This window comes from Serratia sp. CY33525, from assembly GCF_052169115.1.
GTDB lineage: Bacteria > Pseudomonadota > Gammaproteobacteria > Enterobacterales > Enterobacteriaceae > Serratia > Serratia sarumanii.
Window position 1 is genome coordinate 1 of record NZ_JBJNLK010000020.1, and the last position, 20,848, is coordinate 20,848.

General features: G+C 62.4%; 13 protein-coding genes. 3 read left to right on the forward strand and 10 right to left on the reverse strand.

The features are described 5' to 3' along the window. Positions 1–101: 101 nt before the first annotated feature. The gene (gene dinB / locus ACJ8IM_RS24965) at positions 102–995 is read left to right on the forward strand and encodes a DNA polymerase IV (RefSeq protein WP_442516254.1); all 894 of its coding nucleotides are present in this window, start codon (positions 102–104) and stop codon (positions 993–995) included. Between the two features lie 33 nt (positions 996–1,028). Continuing rightward, positions 1,029–1,883: an alpha/beta fold hydrolase gene (locus ACJ8IM_RS24970; protein WP_033655154.1), complete on the forward strand. Its 855-nt coding sequence runs from the start codon at positions 1,029–1,031 to the stop codon at positions 1,881–1,883. 86 nt (positions 1,884–1,969) lie between these two features. Here ACJ8IM_RS24970 and yncE read toward each other — a convergent pair whose 3' ends face one another. From yncE to fes, 8 genes are all read right to left on the reverse strand, one after another. Then, on the reverse strand, positions 1,970–2,989 hold the full coding sequence (gene yncE / locus ACJ8IM_RS24975) for a 7-bladed beta-propeller protein YncE (protein WP_369783847.1): 1,020 nt from the start codon (positions 2,987–2,989) through the stop codon (positions 1,970–1,972). A gap of 105 nt (positions 2,990–3,094) precedes the next feature. Next, complete coding sequence (locus ACJ8IM_RS24980) at positions 3,095–3,955, reverse strand: isochorismatase (protein WP_004930014.1); 861 nt, start codon at positions 3,953–3,955, stop codon at positions 3,095–3,097. A 3-nt stretch (positions 3,956–3,958) separates the two neighbouring features. Further along, on the reverse strand, positions 3,959–5,587 hold the full coding sequence (locus ACJ8IM_RS24985) for a (2,3-dihydroxybenzoyl)adenylate synthase (protein WP_033636753.1): 1,629 nt from the start codon (positions 5,585–5,587) through the stop codon (positions 3,959–3,961). A gap of 7 nt (positions 5,588–5,594) precedes the next feature. After that, a complete protein-coding gene (locus tag ACJ8IM_RS24990; RefSeq protein ID WP_033655152.1) occupies positions 5,595–6,800 on the reverse strand; it encodes an isochorismate synthase in 1,206 nt (401 codons plus the stop codon). Positions 6,801–7,011: 211 nt separating this feature from the next. Then, positions 7,012–8,268 carry an enterobactin transporter EntS gene (entS, locus tag ACJ8IM_RS24995; protein ID WP_033649954.1) on the reverse strand — a complete coding sequence of 419 codons (1,257 nt, stop codon included), beginning with the start codon at positions 8,266–8,268 and terminating at the stop codon, positions 7,012–7,014. 176 nt (positions 8,269–8,444) lie between these two features. Beyond that, positions 8,445–12,389, reverse strand: coding sequence for an enterobactin synthase subunit F (locus tag ACJ8IM_RS25000; protein ID WP_033655151.1), 3,945 nt, complete (start codon positions 12,387–12,389; stop codon positions 8,445–8,447). 32 nt (positions 12,390–12,421) lie between these two features. Beyond that, the gene (locus tag ACJ8IM_RS25005; RefSeq protein ID WP_033655150.1) at positions 12,422–12,628 is read right to left on the reverse strand and encodes an MbtH family protein; all 207 of its coding nucleotides are present in this window, start codon (positions 12,626–12,628) and stop codon (positions 12,422–12,424) included. After that, the gene (fes, locus tag ACJ8IM_RS25010; RefSeq protein ID WP_072265060.1) at positions 12,603–13,976 is read right to left on the reverse strand and encodes an enterochelin esterase; all 1,374 of its coding nucleotides are present in this window, start codon (positions 13,974–13,976) and stop codon (positions 12,603–12,605) included. The genes ACJ8IM_RS25005 and fes overlap by 26 nt, the downstream gene beginning before the upstream one ends. Before the next feature lie 284 nt (positions 13,977–14,260). Here fes and ACJ8IM_RS25015 point away from each other — a divergent pair, with 284 nt between their 5' ends. Next, entirely contained in the window at positions 14,261–16,561 is a 2,301-nt protein-coding gene (locus tag ACJ8IM_RS25015) for a TonB-dependent siderophore receptor (protein WP_033655149.1), read from the forward strand. Between the two features lie 58 nt (positions 16,562–16,619). Here the strand turns inward: ACJ8IM_RS25015 and ACJ8IM_RS25020 are convergent, their stop codons facing one another. Together ACJ8IM_RS25020 and ACJ8IM_RS25025 are read right to left on the reverse strand one after the other, a co-directional pair. Continuing rightward, entirely contained in the window at positions 16,620–17,852 is a 1,233-nt protein-coding gene (locus ACJ8IM_RS25020; RefSeq protein WP_033636746.1) for a YncE family protein, read from the reverse strand. 47 nt (positions 17,853–17,899) lie between these two features. Then, positions 17,900–20,809 carry a condensation domain-containing protein gene (locus ACJ8IM_RS25025; RefSeq protein WP_033655148.1) on the reverse strand — a complete coding sequence of 970 codons (2,910 nt, stop codon included), beginning with the start codon at positions 20,807–20,809 and terminating at the stop codon, positions 17,900–17,902. Between the last annotated feature and the right edge of the window lie 39 nt (positions 20,810–20,848).

The following is a 20,848-nucleotide window of genomic DNA, read 5'->3' on the forward strand; positions in this document are numbered from 1 at the left end:
ACGGTCTAAATAGGCTGATTCAAGGCATTTACGGGAGAAAAAATCGGCTCAAACATGAAGAAATGAAATGACTGAGTCAGCCGAGAAGAATTTCCCCGCTTATTCGCACCTTCCCTAAATATAAGTTGATATCCAATCAGCTCAGCGTTATTTATCGTAAGTATTCAGAGAAAATACAGCTTATTTCGCTTGATGAGGCATATATTGATGTTACCGATAGCCACCTGCATAATGGTTCGGCAACGCTAATTGCACAAAGCATAAAAAATGATATTTTCGAAACATTAAGCTTAACGGCCAGTGCCGGTGTGTCGTTTAATAAAATGCTCGCAAAAATAGCCAGTGACTGGAATAAGCCCAACGGACTTTTCGTCATTACGCCGGACATGCGTGATGATTTTATGAAAACCCTGCCGTTGATAAAAATACCCGGCGTGGGGAAAGTCGGTTATGAGAAACTGAAAAAAATTGGATTATCCACTTGCGGCGATGTTGTTGAACGAGACATTACCGAACTCATTAATCTTTTTGGCAAGCGCACCGCATTGAAGCTCTTAGAGGCGTGTCACGGCGTGTCCAATGCCGTCGTTAAGGAAAAAAGCCAGCGAAAATCATTTGGAATAGAAAAGACATTCTACGACCCCATTTACGATAATGAAGAAATCACCAAAGAAATCGATGAATTAGTATCAAACTACAACCTAAGGCTGGCTGAGCTGGATGACTTCCATTTTTGGCAGCGCAGAATATCACATGTATCAGTGAAGATAAGATTTAACGACTTTGAGACCCTTACCCGAGCCATTGGGATCCCCCCCCATGAATCTGACACGCTCATAACCAACAGGCTCATTAACAAAGAAACCGCTGAAATACTCAAAGCGCAGCTGCTCTCCATGCATCATGATGTCAAAAAACCGATACGGCTCATCGGCATTGGCATCAAGTTTGAAGAGAGCATTGACAGTCAATTAGAACTTTTTTCAACGCAATAGACAACATATTAATCAACCGCAAATAGGATTGTTATGATTAGGGAAACACAACATCATGAGAAAATAAAGCTCTCCTGTGGGATATCTATCAACGTGACATCTTGGGGGGAACAGGAGGCGCCGGCGTGCCTGTTGATCCACGGATTAGATAACAACGCGCGTATTTGGGACAATATAGCAACAGAACTTAGTGAAAAATATCGAGTCTACGCCATCGATATTAGGGGACACGGAGATTCTGATTGGAGCGACAGCAACAGTTACACATTGCAAACCTTCCTCAAGGATATAGAACAAGTTAGAGCTTACTTATCGCTTTCAGACTTTATAATGGTCGGTCACTCTCTGGGGGGAAGAGTAGCTACCTATTACACGGCCGAATACCAGCAGCACGTCAAAAAATTAATTATCATAGACATGGCTCCTGAGATTGGGAAAAATATCATTGAAAAACTGCAATCAGACAACCGAGGCCAGCCGGCAAACTTCCCAAGCATCCAAAGTTGTTATGCCTACATGCAAGCCATCTACCCCCTGTCCCATCAAGCGTTACTCTATGATTTCTGCCTGCATAGCTTCTCGCAACAGAATGGCTATTACACCAATAAAACAGACCCCGCATTCAAGCATAAAATGTTTCAACCATCAGATCGGGATGGATATATCAACCCTTTGCAGGACGAAAAAATATGGGACGCCCTGCCGCAGATCAATATACCGACGCTAATTATTCGCGGTGGATTTTCGGCGGTATTGTCCAGCCAGGTTGCAGACAATATGGCGAAAAAACTGCCAAATGCCAATATAAGCATTATCGAGCGAGCGGGACATGCGGTCATGCTCGATAACCCGCAACAGACTACCAATGCGATCATAAACTTCATCTAATCAATATACCGCAGATCCTTGGGCGAAAAAAAACAGGCGGAGCGTCGCCGCTTCGCCTGTTCGATATGCGCTTACCCTGAGCGGGATTATTTCAGCGCTACGCGGATCACGTCGTCCGGCGCGGTGGCTTCTTTCTCGCGGCTGGAAGCCTGCTTGACGCTGACGTACAGCGTCTGGCCGTCCGGCGACAGCGCCAGGCTGTTCGGGTGGGTCGGCGTCTTGATGGTGTTCAGCACCTTGTAGCTCTTGGCGTCGATTACGCTCACTTCGCCCGCCTGGCGATGGGTGACGTAAACTTCATTGCGCGCCGGGTTGAACAGCACCGCCAGCGATTCCGGTACGTCGATCTTGCTCAGAATGTTGCCGTTGCGGGTATCCACCACCAGCACCTGCGGCTGCTTGGAATCGGTGATGAACGCACGATGGGTAGCGGTATCCAGGCTGATGTTCAGGAAGAAGTGCTCTTTGGACTCATCCAGCTTCTTGCGCGACAGCACCTTGTTGGATTGGGTGTCGATGGTCACCAGCTCGCCGTCGGCGTTGGTAACGTACAGACGTTTGGCGGCGGCGTCCAGCGCCAGGCCGGTGCCGTATTTGCCGGTGTCGGTCACGGTGGCGCGCAGGGTCAGATCCTTGCCGTCCACCACCCACACTACGCTGGATTCACCCAGACCGGTGATGTACAGGGTATCGCTGTCGGCATCCGCCACCAGTTCGCGCGGCGCCAGCGGCTTGACGGTCTCGGAGCGCTTGCGCGCGTCCAGCACCAGGCGGCCTTTCACCTCGCCGGTCTTGGCGTCGATGGCGGTCACCGAGTTATTGACGGTGTTGCCGAAGAACAGCGTGCCGGTCTTGGCGTTGACGGCGGCGCCGAACGGTTTGATGTCATTATGAATAATCTGGGTCACGTCCAGCGTGGTCGGATCCAGACGATAAACGATGCCGCCCTTGTCCAGCTTGCGGCTCTGCGACGTCGCCAGATAGAGCGCGTTCTCGCTCGGGCTGTAGGCCATTTCATAGGCGCCCTTGCCAACCGGCTTGCGCAGCACTTCCGGCGCGGTCTGCGCCAGCAGCGTATTGGAGAACAGCAGCGTGGACAGCAGCATCAGCGGAAATGCCGCACGTTTTCCCTTGGTGATCAAAGCATTCATCGTAATCTCCTTATAGAACCAACGGGGCGGCCGAGCGGCCGCCCTCTCTCGTTATTAAAATCAGGCTTTCTCTTCGGAAAGCAGCGCCCACCAGCTGTCGATGGTCGGGTTGCGCGCCAGCGCGATAAAGTCGATATCGCCGCGGATCTTGCGCCAGCGGGTCGCCAGCTCCATGATGCGCACCGAATCCAGGCCATAATCGATCAGGTTCTCATCGTTGCCCATGTCTTCGCTGTCTTCGTCAAGCAGCGGCAGGATCTGCTGACGCAGCGCATCGATGCTGGCGATACCGGCAGCCGGCAACAGAGACGCGGTGGTCACCACCCGGCCGCAGCGGCCGGCGGTGTAGCGCAGCGCCATCAGGTGTTCGTCGCGCGAGAAATCCGCCAGGCCGTCGGCCACCATGAACGGCTGGATATTGCGCATGAAGGCGTCGATGGCGGTGGTCAGGCAGCCGATGTGCGCATACACGCCGCAGATAATCAGCTGATCGCGGCCGGACTCCTGCAGGATCTCCTGCAGCGGCGAGCGGTGGAAGGCGCTGTAGCGCCATTTCACCAGCACCGTGTCGTCTTCGTCCGGCGCCAGCGCGGCGGTCACCGCCTGCTGCTCAGGATGTTTGTTCAGGCCCGGCCCCCACATGTCGTTCAACAGCGCGCGATCTTCATCGCTCTGCTGGTTCGGCTGCGCGGTATAGAACACCGGGATGCCCTGCTGTTTGCAGTAGCGGCGCAGGTTGGCGATGTTCTCCACCACCTGTTTAATCAGCGCACTGTCTTCGCCCCAGAAATTGAGGAAATACTGCTGCATGTCGTGGATCAGCAGCGCAGCGCGCTGCGGTTCTACCTGCCAGGTGACTTTATTTTGCGGCAGTTCGTCCGCCGTCGGCAGCGCGTAGTCATTAAGTTTTGGAATGGCCATCGATTAATCTCCCTGAGCCTGAGTCTGTAGTTGCGCGTCGAGCTGCTGGCGCAGCCGTTTTTTGTCCACTTTGCCGACCGGGGTCAGCGGCAGGCTGTCCACCTGAATAAAGCGATCCGGCAGTTTGAAGTCCGCCACGCCCTGCTCGCGCAGGTGGCGGCGCAGCACCACCGGCTTCAGCGGCGCGTTGGCGATGATATAGGCGCAGCTCTTCTCCCCCATCAGCGCGTCCGGCATCGACACCAGCGCGGCGTTGATCACGTCCGGATGACGCAGCAGCAGGTTCTCGATCTCCTCGGCGGCGATCTTCTCTCCGCCGCGGTTGATCTGATCTTTCTGCCGCCCCTGCACGGTGATGTAGCCGTCTTCGCTGATGCTGATCAGATCGCCGGAGCAGTAGAAACCGTCGGCGTCGAAGGCGTCGGCGTTGTGCGCCGGGCTCTGGTAGTAACCGCGGAAGGTATAAGGCCCGCGCGTCATCAACCGGCCGACCTCGCCCGCCGGCAATGGATTGCCGTCGTCATCCGCCACCCACACCTCGTCGTCCGGCGACATTGGCCGCCCTTGCGTCGTCAGGATGTGGCGTTCGTCGTCGTCCAGCCGGGTGTAGTTCACCAGCCCTTCCGCCATGCCGAACACCTGCTGCAGTTGGCAGCCGATTTCGTTCTGAATGCGCGCCGCCAGCGTCTCGCCCAGCTTGGCGCCGCCCACCTGCAGCAGTTTCAGGCTGGCGAGCTGGGCATTGCCGCCCCACTCTTCGATCGCCTGCAGCCACAGCGTGACCGCCGGCGGCACCAGCGCCGTCACGTTGATTTGGTGCTGTTCGATCAGTCGGAAGCACTGCCCGGCGTCCGGATCGGCGGCGAACACCACCAGCCCGGCGCCATAAAACACGCCCAGCACGCCCGGCGAACTCATCGGGTAGTTATGCGCCACCGGCAGCGCGCACAGGTAGCGGGTCTGCGCGTCGAAACGGCAGATCTCCACGCTGCGGCGAATGCTGTAGTAGTAATCATTGTGGGTGCGCGGGATCAGCTTCGGCGTGCCGGTGCTGCCGCCGGAAAGCTGGAAGAACGCCACCTGATCGGCCGCGGAAGGCTGCGCGACAAAACCGTCGCTCGCCTCGTCCAGCCAGGCGGCCAGCGCCAGCTCGCCCTCGGGCTGGCTGCGCAGCGCCACAACCCGCAGCGAAGGATGCGCATCGCGGAAGGCGTTCAGGAATTGATCGTCAGCAAACAGCGCGTGCTGGCGATCGGCGATCAGCAGCGCCGGTTTGATCTGCTCGGCATAGGCATTCAGCTCGCTGCGCTGATGGCTGAACAGCGCGTTGACCGGCGCCACGCCAATTTTCAGCAGCGCGAAGAACACGATATAGAACTCCGCCACGTTGCCCAGCTGGACCAATGCGGCATCGCCGGATTTTACGCCGCGGCGCAGCAGAGCGGCCGCCAGGCGATCGGAGCGCTGCTGCAACTCGCGGTAGGTCAGGCTGCCCTGGGCGTCGATAATCGCCGGGGCGTCGTTGTTGGCCTGGCGGTCGAGGATCTCGGTCAGCGGCTTGTCAGTCCAGTAGCCGCGTTCGCGATAGCGGCTGGCGAACTCCGCCGGCCAGGGGGTAAAGGCAATGCTCATCTTGTCGTTATCCTTGATTCATACCAAAGGCACGCAGAATGGTGCTGAGTTTGGTGCCTGTTTCATGCCATTCAGATTCGGGTGAAGAGTCTTCCACAATGCCGGCGCCGGCGAACAGACGCACCCGGTTGCCGTCAACGGTGCCGCAGCGGATAGTCACTACCCACTCGCCGTTGCCTTCGTCATCGCACCAGCCGACGATGCCGCCAAACAGGCCGCGATCGAACGGCTCCAGCTTGCCGATCAGGGCGTGTGCCTGGGCCGTCGGCATGCCGCACAGCGCCGGCGTCGGGTGTAGCAGGCAGGCCAGCGACAGGGCATTTTCGTCTGGAGACGCCGCCTCGCCGTCGATCGGCGTGGAGAGATGCCACAGCGTGGTGGTGGTCAACAGTTCAGGGGTGTGCGGCACGTTCAGGTAGCGGCAGCGGCCGGCCAGCACGTCACGCATGCTTTCGGTGACGATGCGATGCTCGTGGCGATCTTTCGCCGAGGCCATCAGCCGCTCCCCCACTTCACGATCGCGCTGCGGGTCGGCATCGCGCCGGGCGGAACCGGCCAGCGGGTTGGAGTAGAAACGGCCGCCGTCCTGGCGCAGCAGCAGCTCCGGGCTGGCGCCCAACAGCGCGCCCTGCTCCAGCGGCACGTGGAAGTGGAAACCGTGCGGGTTTTGGGCGATCACGCGCGCCATCAGCGCATGGCGATCCACCGGCCGGCGCGTTTCGATCTCCAGCAGGCGCGACAAGACCACTTTATCCAGCTCACCGGCCTTCATCGCGTCAACGGCATCGCTGACCATGTTCATGAACGGCTGCTGCTGCGGCAGCTCCGTTATGCCAGCCAGCTCCGGCCCCTCTGCCGCCGGCTGAACGCCGGCCATAAAAGCGGCGCGATCGAACCAGCGGCTCTGCTGCGGAATAAACAGCGCCGAAGGCTGCCGGGTATCGAACGGGATAGCGCCGCACAGCAGCGGATTTTTGATGCCGGCCTGACGGGCCTCGGCAAACGCCTGCCGCACGCTGCGCTGGAACTCGCCGTTCAGATCGGCGCCGTCCGCGGCCGGCAGGCGAATGCGGCTGAAACATCCGGTGGTGGTCAAGCTGCGGAAAGGGGAGGTAAAGAAGAAGCCCGACGCCGGAGAAAAATCAGCGGCGAACCGGTGTTCTTCGCGCTCCTGCATTTCCTTTCGATTGATGTCGTTCACGGCAGTATCCATCGCTTCGCCCTCAGATTTTGAAGTGATAACCAATATAATAATGATTATCATTTGAGTTAATTCCGCGCTAAATTACTCGCCGATATTTGCCATGTCAATAAACGTAAGCACTTCTTTCATTTCAAAATCATGACATAAACGCTGTGGGTTTTACGCATGCCGATGATAAGCATTGCTATTTGATCCCACAGCGTTGTCTTAACGCGTTCGACTACTTTTCTGTGGCGGGCTGCGGCTCCGGTTTGTGCAGCGTCACCTGGCGCAAACCGGTCATGGCGAACAGCAACAGGATGCCGAGCAGCGCCGCGCCGAAGCCGAAACCGCTGGCGCTCATCGCCGGCAGCATAAAGGCGCCCATCGCCCCCAGCAGCAGTGCGCCCAGCGCATCGCCCACCACGTTTTGCGCCGTCCACAGGCCGTTGATGCGGCCGAGGAAGTTGTCCGGCGTCAGGCTCTGGATCAGGCCGTATTGCAGCAGCGAGTTCAGCGCGCTCAGGTAGCCGAACGCCACCAGGCACAGCAACGCCAGGCTGTACCACGGCATCAGGCCGAACAGGCCAATGGCGGCGAACGCCGCGATCGCCGTCAGCAGCATCACCCAGCCGGGGCGCGCCACGTGCGCCACGCGCCCGCTGGTGAACGCACCGATGGCGGCGCCGAGCGGCACGGCGGCGTACATATAGCCGAGGTGGGCGGCGTCGATGTGCCAGCTTTCCGCCATCGCCGGGTACAGCACGCGCACCGCGCTGGCCATGGTCAGCAGCGCGCCGATCAGCGCCACCATGCCGATCACCTTGTTCTGGAACAGGAAGGCGAAACCGCCCGCCAGCGCGCGCAGCGGGTGTTCACGCGGCTGCGGCGGCGGCATCAGCTGCGGCAGGCTCAGCAGCGGCAGCAGCGTCAGCAGGGTGCCGAACGCCGCCAGGCCGTAGTTCCAGGCAATGCCCATATGGGCGATCACCAGGCCGCCGATCGCCGGAGAAAGGATCGAGCCGAAGCGCACCGTCAGCATGCTGATGGCGCCCGCCTGCACGATGTTTTCGCGGCCCACCAGCGCCGGCGTGGCCGCCAGCAGCGCCGTCACCCCCACCGCGCCGAAGAAGCCGTCCCACACCGCCAGCAGATAAATGGCCGCCAGCGAAGGCGATGGCAACAGGGCGTTGAGGCACAGGCCAACGAAGCCGATGCCGCAGGTGGAGCGCGCGAACAGGATCAGTCGGCGCCGCTCATAGCGATCGGCCAATACGCCCCCCATCAGCAGCCCGGCGAACATGCCGCCGCCGGCCAGCGTCACCGCCAGTCCGACCTGCAGGGTGGAACCGGTCAGCGCCTGGATCTGCACCGGGATGGCGATCGCCATCAGCCCCAGCGCCACAATGGAAATAAAGCGCGCGCAGAATACCGCGCGGAAAGCCCGGTTGGTTTTCAGCAGGCTAAAATCAAGCAGGATGGAGGGTTTGCTACTCATCGGTTTTTCACCACATCGTTAAACGGGGATTCTGCAGTTGCGGGGCGCTATGCTAGCACAGATGGCGAAATCAATAATGATAATAAAACTCATTGATATTCAACCGTGAACAACCGCAAGAAACGCCGCCACACGCGGGGTCATCCCCGTGCCTGGCGGCGAGATGACGGGCGCGATTACAGCGTGCGCAAGATCCGGTTCAGCAGCGGCCCCAGCACTTTGAACGACGCCGGCGAAACGATATCGACATGCGCACAGTCCAGCTCGTGCGCCTGCAGCGCATCGACGTACTGCGACCAGGTTTGCTGCACGTCCATCCCTTCCTGCAGCGTGCGTTTGGCGACGAACAGCGTCGCCTGGCCGTGGAAACGAGCAGTACGCGTGTGCGACAACAACCGCACCGAGTCGGCGTAGTTGGCTTCAATGTTGTCGAACATCGCGGTGCGCGTCTCGCCCAGCGCCGGATCGAGCGTATCCTGCGACACCGCCAGGAACTGCTCGCGCTCGCGCTGCACCTCCTTCAACACGTTGTCGTCCAGCATCACGTCCCAGTTTTGGGTCTCCGGCGGATAGGTATCCAGCAGGCCGAGGAACGCCACCTGCTCGCCGCGCGCCTGCAGCCGGGCGGCGATGCCCTGCGCCAGCGTGCCGCCCAGCGAATAGCCGATGAAGTGGTACGGCCCGTGCGGCTGTACCTGCAACACCGTCTGCAGGTGGGCATCCACCACCTGATCCATATCTTCGCTCAGTGCCAGCGGGCCGTCCGGCCGCGGCGACTGGATACCGACCAGCGACCAGTGCTGATCGAGATAGCGCGGCAATACGCTAAACTGCCAGGAGAAACCCGACGCCGGGTGCAGACAGAACAGCGTCGGCCCCTCGGTGACGCGCAGCGGCAATACGCTGTCGAAGCCGCTGCGATCGGCCTCTTCCTGCGTGCGATCTTCCGCTAACAAGACAGCCAGCTGCTCGACGCGCGACGCCACCATTACCTGGCCGACGGACACCGCCTTGCCCAGATCGCGGCGCAGCTCCGCCGCCAGCCGCATCGCCAGCAGCGAATGGCCGCCGAGCGCGAAGAAATCGTCATCGGCGAACACCTGCTCGCGCTGCAGCAATCGGGCAAATACCGCCGCGATCTCGCTTTCCAGCCCGGCCTGCGGCGGCCGCCCAGCCTTGCGCTCGCCGCCCTGCGGCTGCGGCAAGGCCTTGCGATCCAGCTTGCCGTTGGCGCTCAGCGGCAAATCGCTCATTTCCACCAGCGCCACCGGCACCATGTGCGGCGGCAGCCGGTCGGCCAGCGCCGCGCGCAGGGCTTCCGCATCCCAGCTCGCGCCAGGCTGCATCACCAGATAGCCCACCAACTGGCGCGCATCGCCGCCAGCGTCCACCGGCGTGCCCTGCAACACCAGCGCGTGCGTCACCGCCTGGCGCACGCCCGGCAGCGACAGCAAGGCGTGGTCGATTTCGCTCAGCTCGATCCGCTGCCCGCGGATCTTCAGCTGATCGTCGCTGCGGCCCAAATATTCCACCGCGCCGTCCGGCAGCCAGCGCGCCACGTCGCCGGTGCGGTACATGCGCCCGCCCTCGCCGAACGGATCGGCGACAAAGCGGCTGGCGGTCAGATCCGGCCGGCCAAGGTAGCCGTGCGCCAGCTGCACGCCGGTCAGATACAGATCGCCCGCCACGCCCGGCGGCACCGGCCGCAGGCGCGCGTCAAGAATGCGCAGCCCGGTGTTCCACACCGGCAGGCCGATCGGCACGTTGGCGCCGGTCACCTTCGCCAGCGCGTCGCCGTAGGCCGGATGCCAGGTCACGTCCACCGCCGCTTCGGTCGGGCCGTAGAGGTTGTGCAGCGGCACCGCCGTGCGGCTTTGCCACAGGCGGCACAGCTCCGCCGGCAGCGCTTCGCCGCTGCAGAACACCTGGCGCAGCGCGGCGCAGCTCGCCACCGCCGCGTCGTCGTCCAGGGCGGCAACGAAAGCCGCCAGCATCGACGGCACGAAGTGCAGCGTGGTAATGCGGTGCTGCGCGATCAGCTGTTGCAGCTGCTGCGGATCGCGGTGCGCCTCCGGCGGCGCCATCACCAGCCGGGCGCCGACCATCAGCGGCCAGAAGAATTCCCATACCGAGACGTCGAAACTGCACGGCGTTTTCTGCAGCACCGCGTCGTCCGCCCCCAGCGGATACTGGTGCTGCATCCACAGCAAGCGGTTGACGATCGCCTGATGGCCGACCAACACGCCTTTCGGGCGCCCGGTGGAGCCGGAAGTAAAGATGATATAGGCCGCATGGTTCGGCGTCGGGCCCGCGATCGCCACCCCGGCGGCGTGATCGGCCGGCAGCGGCGCGTCATACAGCAAAATTTCGCCCTTGTCGGCGAACCGCGCCTGCTGCGCCGGGTTGGTGATGACCAACCGGGGCGCGGCGTCTTCCAGCATCATCGCCAGCCGCTCGTCCGGATAACCGGTGTCCAACGGCAGATAGGCGGCGCCCGCTTCCACGATCGCCATCAACGCCAGCGACAGGAACACCGAACGCGGCAGCGCCACCGCCACGATGTCGCCCGGCCGCACGCCCTGCGCAACCAGCTCACGCGCCAGCGCCATGACCTGCTCGCGCGTTTCGCGGTAGGTGAAATTGAAATGCGCATCCGCCAGCGCCGGCGCGTCCGGCGTGGTTTGCGCCTGCTGCGCCAGCAACTGGCTCAGCGTGGTCGCCGGCACCGGGTGCGCCGTGTCGTTGACCCGCGCCAGCAGCGCGTGATCGTCGGCGGTCAGCATATCGGCTTCGCCGATCGGCAACGTTGCCTGCGCGGCGAACTGCGCCAGCAGCAGCGGCAACCGCTGCAGATGCGCCTGCAGTTCCTGGCGACCATAACGCTCGGCGTTGGCCAGCAGCTCCACCTTCAACTGATGGTGTTCGTCGATAAACAGCGCAATCTCCAGATCGCGCACCGGCCCGGAGGCCAGATCGTGAGTGATGCCTTCGATACCGGCGAAATCCAGCTGGTAATCGAACATTTTGAAGTTGAAGACCGTGCCGTACAGCGGTTCGCCGTCGCCGATGCGCCCCAGATCGCGCTGCACCTGTTCGGCGTCGTAGCGCTGATGGCGGCGCACCGTTTTCAGCTCGCGGCTGATGCGGGCGGCGGCCTCATACAGCGTGGCCTGCGGCTCGAGGTGCATCTCCATCGGCAGCACGTTGATCACCGGCCCGGCGGCGCACAGGGCGGCCGATCCGGTACGGCGCATGAAGATAAAACCGGCGCTGAAACTCGGTTGGCCGCTCAGGCGCGATACCCACAGCGCCACCAGCGCCACCGCCATATCGGCGGCGTTCAGCTTCTGCTGCGCGCCGCACTGCACCAGTTCGGCGAAGGCCTGCGGATCGCAGCGCTGTTCCAATCGATGGATGCGCGGCGTGGGGGTTTGCCCGGCCAGCGGCTGCGGGCAGAGCGTGGCCGGCGGCGGCAACTGCCGCGCTTTTTCGAGCCAAAAATCGGCGTCGCGCTGCCAGGCCGGCGCCTCCCGGTAAGCCTGGTATTCCGCCACCACGTCGCTGAACGCCGTGAAAGGCGTCGGTTCCAGCGCGTCGCCGCGGCAAAGATGGGTGTAAATCGCCGCCACGCGGCGAGCGATGGCGGTGAAGCTGAAACCGTCCACCAGCAGATGGTGATAGCGCTGATACCAGAACCAGCGGTTATCCGCCAGGCGCATCACCACATGGCGATACAGCGGCGCGCCGCTGCCGGCGCGCAGATCGCTCGCCAGATCGATGTCCATCAGCGCGCGCGCGGCGGCTTCGGGATCCGGCGACGTCGTCAGATCGACAAGTTCCGGCTCGTGCACCGCCAGCGTGTTATCCAACCATTGCACCGGCACGCCGTCACGTTCCGCAAAACGCAGGCGCAGCATGTCCACCTCGCCCAGGCCCTGGATGATGGCCTGCAGCAGAGGCTCCACGGCAATGGGACCGTTGAGTTCGATGGCGTGGGCCACCGCGTAGGCATTGCGATGCGGGGAGATTTGATCGGCGACCCAGATGCCGGGTTGCGCCGCGACCAGCGGCCATTCGCCCGCAAGCGCCGGGCCGCTGAGAGAGTTAGGGGTGTGTGACACTGCTTATTGCTCCCGTGATTACCTGGCGCCGGTCACGCCTTGCTTGCTGCGACCGGCAGAATGTCTTGCCAATGCTGTTCCAGCCACTCGGTGCACGCGGTGCGCGCCGCCGGGCCGAAGACTATCGTCCAATCGGACGGAATGGCGCGGAAATCCGGCCACAAACTGTATTGTTGTTGTACGTTGCGCAGCACCAGGCTGCGCTGCTGTGGATCATCGAACGGATTCAGGCTTTCCATCATGTGTTCCTCGTGCCGTCGCCGATGCCGGGTAAGCGGTGGCGAAAGCGGAGGCCCAGACCGCCTGCAGCCCGTCGGTCAGGCCGCTGCGCCAACACAGCGCGTCGTGCCCGCCTTCCACCACCCGGTAGTGCACCCGATGGCCGGCGTCGCTCAGGCGCGCTGCCATTTCGCCGCTGACCCGGTGCACCAGCTTTTCCTGCGAACCGGCTTCCATAAATACCTTCAGCGCGCCGTGGTTGCCCAAGCCGTGCCGTTCTACCTGCTGCATCAGCCAGCAGGCGTCGTCGGGAATGCTCGGCAGCTGCAGCATGTCGCGCCGCGGCCACCAGTAGGAACCGGACTGGGTGATCACCGCACCGAAGCGCTGCGGCCAGCGCAGCCCGGCATACAGGGAGGCCAGGCCGCCAAAGCTTTGCCCCGCCACCACCGTATCGGCCGGTTTGTCGCTGTGCGGCGCCCAGTCGGCCAGCTGCGGCATCAGTTCTTCCTGCACCGCCAGCCAGAAATCGTCCTTGCAAGTTAATTCTCGCGCCCGGTGCGGCAGATCGATGATGTCGATCAACACATACACCGCTTCCGGCAACGCTCCCTCGCGGGTCAGCTGCATCAGCGGCTCCCAGACCGGCATCTGCTTCGCCCAGAACTGACCGTCAAGCAGGATAGCCAACGGACGCTCGGCCGGCTTGCTGTCGCCGGTGGTGTAGATCCAGACGTCGCGGCTGTTGCCCAGGCGCTCGCTCTGCCAGGTATGGCGCTGCAAACGCGCCGGCAGCGGCGGCGTGCAGCGCCCGCTGGCGATCTCATACTCGTCGAACGAACGCCATACCGGCTGCGGCGGCGCATCCGGCATGTGCAGGCCGGAGACGCTGTGGCCGCTGGCGCTTTGCCAGGAGCGATACGGGTTGAGCAGATCGGGGGTGGCGCTGGCGAACACCTGGTGCCACCAGTGGCGCAGGTTGTGCATGTTGGCGTGCGCATCGTCGCCGCTGAACGCCGGCGGCCGCTCGTCAAAGCAGGGAATAAAGCAGTAGCTGCCGCGCCAGGCGCCGCTCAGCTCGGTCTGCCAGTACCACACGTCGGTGCCGGCCAGACGCTGCAGGCTTTGCGGCGGATTCGGCTGGTGATGGTCGGTCAGGCAGTTGATGTTGATCCACACGCGGCGGTAGGCGGAGGTCAATTCGCATCCCTGAGGATCGCGCCAGAAAAAGGTGGTTCGCCAGCGGCCATTACCCGCCGGTTCTACCCATGGCGTACCGCGCCGTGCCACCGTCAACCACCACCCTGGACTGCCAGCATTGCTGCTGGCCAATAATCTGCTGCTTTCTGACTGTAGTTCTGTATTCACAACGCCTACCCATTTTGTAGTTGGCGGCACCGGGAACGTCGACTTTTCCCTATCGCCGGCCACCGCCCGAACGCACTGTACGCCAAATACTATTGATAATAATTTGCATTTGCAATAGTGTGTAAGGCTTGGAGATCGTGCTGGTATTGCGCGCAACGGACAGGGATCGGGGATATATCAATGGCATCCCTTGCCGCAGCCGATTTTCTATTTCCGACTACACAAAAACTACAACCGCCCTTCCCCCCGTTCGGCGAGGGATGGCAGCAAGGTAGGACACTCAGATGAAAAGCAAGCTATCACGTTATTCTTTAGCCACTCTTATCGGCTTGGGATTGGGCGCGTCCGCGTTCGCCAACGCCGCGCAGCAGACCGACACCCCCACCACGGAAGAAAACAGCGGCGCAGCGGATAAAAAGCCGCGCGGCGAAGACACCATCGTCGTGACCGCCGCCCGGCAGAACCTGCAGGCGCCTGGGGTGTCCACCATCACCGCCGATGAGATCAAGAAACGCCCGCCGGCGCGCGACATCAGCGAACTGATCCGCACCATGCCCGGTGTTAACCTGACCGGCAACTCCACCAGCGGCCAGCGCGGCAACAACCGCCAGATCGATATCCGCGGCATGGGCCCGGAAAACACCCTGATTCTGATCGACGGCAAACCGGCCTCCAGCCGCAACTCGGTGCGTCAGGGCTGGCGCGGCGAGCGCGACTCGCGCGGCGATACCGCCTGGGTGCCGCCGGAAATGATCGAGCGCATCGAAGTGCTGCGCGGCCCTGCCGCGGCGCGCTACGGCAACGGCGCCGCGGGCGGCGTGGTCAACATCATCACCAAGAAAGCCGGCGATGCGCTGCACGGCTCGCTGAACGGCTACTTCAACGTGCCGCAGCACAAGCAGGAAGGCGCCACCAAACGCACCGACTTCAGCCTGTCCGGCCCGTTGAGCGATTCCCTGAGCTTCCGTCTGTTCGGCGGCTACAGCAAAACGCAGGCCGACGCCTGGGACATTAACGAATCGCACAAGTCGTACCGTGCTGCAGCCACAGCAACCACCCCTAGTTATGAAAATAGCGTTCCCGCTGGCCGCGAAGGGGTGGTCGATAAAAATATCGACGCCCTGCTGCACTGGGACTTCGCCCATCTGCAGTCGCTGGAGTTCGAGTACGCCTATGGCCGCCAGGGCAACCTGTACGCCGGCGATACCCAGAACACCAACAGCAATGACCTGGTGCAGAGCAACTACGGCAAAGAGACCAACCGCATCTACCGTGAAACCTTCGGCCTGACCCACCGCGGCGCCTGGGACAACGGAGTGAGCACCACCAACTACGTGCAGTTTGAGCGCACCCGCAACACCCGCCTGAACGAAGGGTTGGCCGGCGGCACCGAAGGCATCTTCGACACCAAAAACACCGGGTTCGGCACCACCAAGCTGGACGACTTCCTGGCGCACAGCGAAGTCAGCGTGCCGTTCGAACTGGGCGTCGCCCAGACCGCCACGCTGGGCACTGAATGGACCCAGCAGCGGATGAAGGACGGCACCTCCACCAGCCAAACGCTGATGGGCGGCACCATTCCCGGCATGACTACCGGTACGCGCAGCCCTTACGCTTCCGCGCATATATTCTCGCTGTTTGCCGAAGACAATATTGAACTGACCGACACCACCATGCTGACGCCGGGCCTGCGCTACGATCTGCATTCGGAATCCGGCAATAACTGGAGCCCGGCGCTGAACCTGTCGCAGGAACTGGGCGACTACTTCACGCTGAAGATGGGCATCGCGCGTTCCTACAAAGCGCCGACGCTGTTCCAGACCAACGGCAACTACCTGCTGTACAGCAAAGGTCAGGGATGTGCTGGCAGCGATACCAAAAACGGCTGCTACCTGCTGGGCAACGACGACCTGAAAGCGGAGACCAGCGTCAACAAAGAGATCGGGCTGGAGTTCCATAATGACGGCTGGCTGGCCGGCGTGACCTACTTCCGCAACGATTACCACAACAAGATTGAAGCGGGCAACTCGCGCATCGCCACCAGCAGCAAAAATACAGCGGTCTACCAATGGGAAAACGTGCCGAAAGCGGTGGTACAAGGGCTGGAAGGCTCGCTGAACGTGCCGGTCAGCGAGACCGTCACCTGGAGCAACAACGCCACCTACATGATCGAGAACAAGAACAAGACCACCGGCGATTACCTGTCGGTGATCCCGAAGTTCACCGTCAACTCGACCCTCAGTTGGCAGGCTACGCAGGATCTGTCGATGCAGTCCACCCTGACCTGGTACGGCCGTCAGAAGCCGAAGAAGTACAACTACCAGGGTAAACCGGCCACCGGCGGCGAAACCCGTGAGGTCAGCCCTTACGCCATCGTCGGCGCCAGCGCGACCTATGACCTGACCAAAAACGTCAGCCTCACCGCCGGCATCGATAACCTGTTCGACAAACGCCAGTTCCGCGCCGGCAACGCGCAGAATGTGGGCGATCCGAACACCGGCGTGATCAACATCGCCGGTGCGGGCGCGGCCACCTACAACGAACCGGGCCGCACCTACTATATGAGCATCAACACCCACTTCTGATGACATGACCCAATGACAAAGGGGCGCCGCGGCGCCCCTTTTTTATATTTATATTCAGTTAGTTGGTGTGCAGCTGAATACGCACCACGCTTTCCGGCTTGCCGGCCTTGGTGGAAGCGCCGTCGTTTTTCACCGTCACGAACAGCGCGTCGCCTTTCGGATCCAACGCCAGACTGTTAGGGTGCGGCGGCAGGTCTACGGTTTGCAGACGCTTAAGCGTCTTGGCGTCGAACACCGTCAGCGTCCCGGCGCCGTGATCCACGCGCACGCCTTTGCGGTTCGCGACGTACAGCCGCTGGCTGCGCTCGTCGAGCAGCAGGCCGATCGGCACCTCATCCGTCAGCTCGCTGGCCAGTACCTTGCCGCTGTCCGCATCCAGCGCGAATACCCGGTGGCCGCTGCTGCGCTTCACGTAGTCGTGCCCCAGATGATGATTGCGGTAGTTATCGCGATCGATACCCTGATCGACACCCAGCAGACGATTACTCGCCGGATCATACACCAGATTCAGCAGCTGATCGGCCTGCACTTCGTGGGTGGCGGTGATCGCCAGCGTGTCGGCGTTCAGGGTGATCACCTGCCCCTGCATGTTGGAGACGAATACCCGGCGGCCCTTCTCATCCAATGTGATACCCACCGCGTTGTAGCCGAAGCCCGGGATCACTTTCTCCAGTTTGCCGGCCTTGGTATCGACCACGTACAGCACGCTGTCGACGCCGAAGCCCAGCCCCGGCAGGAACAAGCGGCCGCTTTGCGCGTCATACTTGATCTCGCGAATGCGGTACAGGTAGTCCTCGGTGATTTTGAACTTCTTCAACTCCGCCAGCAGGAAGTCCAGGCGCTTGCCGCTGATGCCCGCCTGCTTGTAGGCCTGCTCCAGCACCGCTTTGTCCAGCAGCTTGATGCTGCCCAGCGCGTGGTTGGTGGTGGTGTCCACCACCCCGACTTCGCCGTTGAAGCCCTGAGTCAGGTACAGGCGATTGCCCGCATCGTTCAGCGCCACGCCGAAGCCTTTCACCTGCAGCGGGATCTCCGCCTTGATCGCCAGGGTGTTGGGATCCAGCCGCAGCACACGGGAGCGCGCCTCTTCCTTCCAGTCCGGTGCGCTGACGAACAACGCCTGTTGCGAGGTGCTGTAGGCCATCTCCACCACCGCCGACGACAGCGCCTCGCGCTTGATGTCCTGCGGTTTGATGCCGGCATCGTCGGCCTGCGCAGCGCCGGCGACCACCAGAGAGGCCGCCACCAGCAGCGAAAGTAACGCGCGCGGGGTTGCTAGGGTTCCAGACATCCTTTTATCTCCTTGAAAATCATGCTTTCGGTTAGAGTGAAACAACGTCATGCCTGCGGCCCGGGCGGCAGCGCCGCCAGAGCGATATCGCCAGCGATGTGCTGCGCAAACTGGGTAAAGACGTGCTGAACGCCGTCGGCGATCAGATTGGCCTGCTCCCGGCTGTAGTGATCCTGGCGATAGGTCATCATCACCCGCAGGGATTTCGCCCCGGCCAGATCGTCTTCCATAACCTCAAACTGCAGGCCGAGCAGCGACTCGGCTTTTTCCGGCTCCACCTGGCGGTAGGCGATCGCGCTGCCGTCCTGCAGCCGGAACTCGCCGTTCAGCTTGATGCGGCTGTGGATCTGGATGAACACTTCGAACATGTGGTTCTTGCGGTCGGCGTCCACACCGAACAGCCCTTCCTCCACCAGATCGATCGGAATATCGGTGTACGGCAGCGAGCCGTTGATGGTGTTTTTCACCTGGCTGACCAACCCGGCCACCGTCAGCCCCTCGTCGAAGCGCACGCGGTGCACCACCACGGTGGTGAAGTAGCCGACGGTATCGAAGAACTCGGCGTCGTTACGGCCGGAGGTCGAGGTGCCCACCAACAGATCCGCCGGGCCGCCAAGCAGGCGCAGCGCCGAGGTAATCCCGGCATACACCACGTTGAACAGCGAAGCGTTGTTGCGGCGGGCGAGCTGATACAGGCCTTCCGCCACGGCGGGATCGACCTCGAACTCCAGCCAGCCGCCGTTGACGTCTGCCGGTGCCGGCACCGCCGGGTGGGTGGATGGCTCTTGCCGGAAGATCGGCTGGCCGACCGGCGCGCCGCGCAGCGCATCGAGCCAGTAGTCCAGATGTTGCTGCTGCACCCCGGAGGCCCGCTGCTGCCGGGCGAAGGTGTGGAACTGCGGCGGCTGCCCGCTCCACTGCGGCGCCTGGCCGACGACGCGATGGCGGTAGGCGACGCCCAATTCATCCATCATCAGGTTGAGCGACCATTCATCCAGCACCACATGGTGGAACAGCAGCGACAGCAGCTGCTGACCGTTGTCCGCATCGCGCAGCAGCGTGACGCGCAGCGGCAGCTCGGCGGCCAGATCGAACCGGTGCTGGCCGGCGTCGGCCAACAGGGCGGCGGCGTTGCCCGCCGGCGTCTCGTGGGAGAAGCGGAACCACTGGTACTCCGGCAGCTCGGCGGCCGGCACCACCACCTGCACCACCGCGCCCTGCTGCTCGACGAAGCGTGAACGCAGCACGGTATGGCGAGTCATGACGTCGATAAACGCCTGACGCAGCGCCGTTTCATCCACCGCATCGAAGAAGCGCAGAGAGAACGGCAGGTTGAAAATCTCGTCATGGCCGAAGGCTTCATACACCTTCCACAGCGATTCCTGAGCCAGCGACAGCGGTGCCTGCGCCTGATCATGATCGTCGGCGGTGGCCTCCGCGGCATTCGGCTGCGCAACGTTCAGGCGTTTGGCATAGCCCGCCAACCCGCGCGCCGTCGGATGGCTGAACAGGTCGTTAATGTTGATTTCGATCTGATGCAGGCTCAGCAAACGGCCGATCACCCGGGTGGCCACCAGCGAATGGCCGCCGCGATCGAAGAAGTCTTCATCCAGGGTCATTTCCGGCGCCACCAGCGCCTCACGGAACTCCTGCAAAATCAGCGGTGCAACGCTTTCGTCCGCGTCGCCGTTCGCCGCCGGCGCGGCCATCGCCGGGGAAACGGACTCAGCCGCCGGCAATGCGACGGCAATCCGCTGCCCGGCCAGGAAGGCGCTGAACTGCTCCAGCAGGAAAGGCGCCACATGCGGAGAGAGGCGCGGATCGGTGACCAGCTCGAGCGTCAGCGCTTCCGCCTCCGGCAACCCCAGCAGCAGCGCCAGCTCAAACGGCGTATGCAGCGGCGGCAGCAACAGGCGTTCGGCGTGAACGCCTTCCAGCCGCCACTCTGCGGCCAGATCGTCGCGCCAGGCCACCAGCAGCTGCGCCCGTTGCGGATCCGGCTGTTCAGCCACGGTTTGCGCCAGCAGCCGCTGCCCGGCGTCGCCCTCGCCATGCTGTACGGTCAGGCGCATCAGCGGCGGCGCCGTCAGGCCCAGCTCCAGGCCGACGCACTCCGCCGTATCCGCTGCCGGCACGCACAGCTGCACCGCTTGGCCGCCGGCCTGCGCGGCGACGAACTCGGCAAACCGCGCCGCCACCGCCGCCAGCAGCGCCCGCGGCGTGTCGTTGGCGGGCAACAGCGAGCGCGCAATGCGCGTGACCACGCGCGCGCCCACCGGCGGTAAGGCTTCAGCGCGCTGCGCCGGGCTGCGATAATCCTGCAGTGAGACCGCCTGGCGCACCCACGGCAGCTGCGGCTCCGGAGTTTCCGCCAGCTCGACCGGCTCCGCCGCGAAAGGCAGAGGCATCGCGTCCCCGTTATAACGGGCGGACAGCATCGCCGGCAGATGACGCCACGGCAGCGTTTCCGCCAGGATGTCATGCAAGACCACGCCCAAAATCACGTCATCGCCCGGCGTGAGCAACAGCAGGCAGCGCAGCGGCGCTTCGCTTTCCAGTACAAACGGCGTTGCCTGCGCTTGCAGCAGGCGACAAATGGCCTGTTGTTCGTCCGCCACCTGACGAAGGCTCACCGGCAACGGCGCCGAGCCGGCGGGGCGTTTCACCAGGCCGTTTTCGTCATCAAAAACGTAGCGCACGTCCACGCCCGGCGTTTCCCGCACCAGCGCCTGCAGCGCCGCCGTCAATTGGGCGATATCCACATCCCCCGTCAAACGCCAGGCCAACGCCCGCTGCCCGCGTGCGTCACCCTGCTGCAGATGGGCAAACCATGCCCGTTCTTCGGCTTCGCTTACCGGCCGCTCGCCGCTCGCCGACGCCGCGCCCAGCGCCTGAAACGCGCTCTCCAGCCGCTGGGCCTCTTCATCGCTCAGAATGCTGTCAAAATCACCGATCACTGCGTTATCTCCTCTGCCCGGCCGTGCCGGGATAGCGCA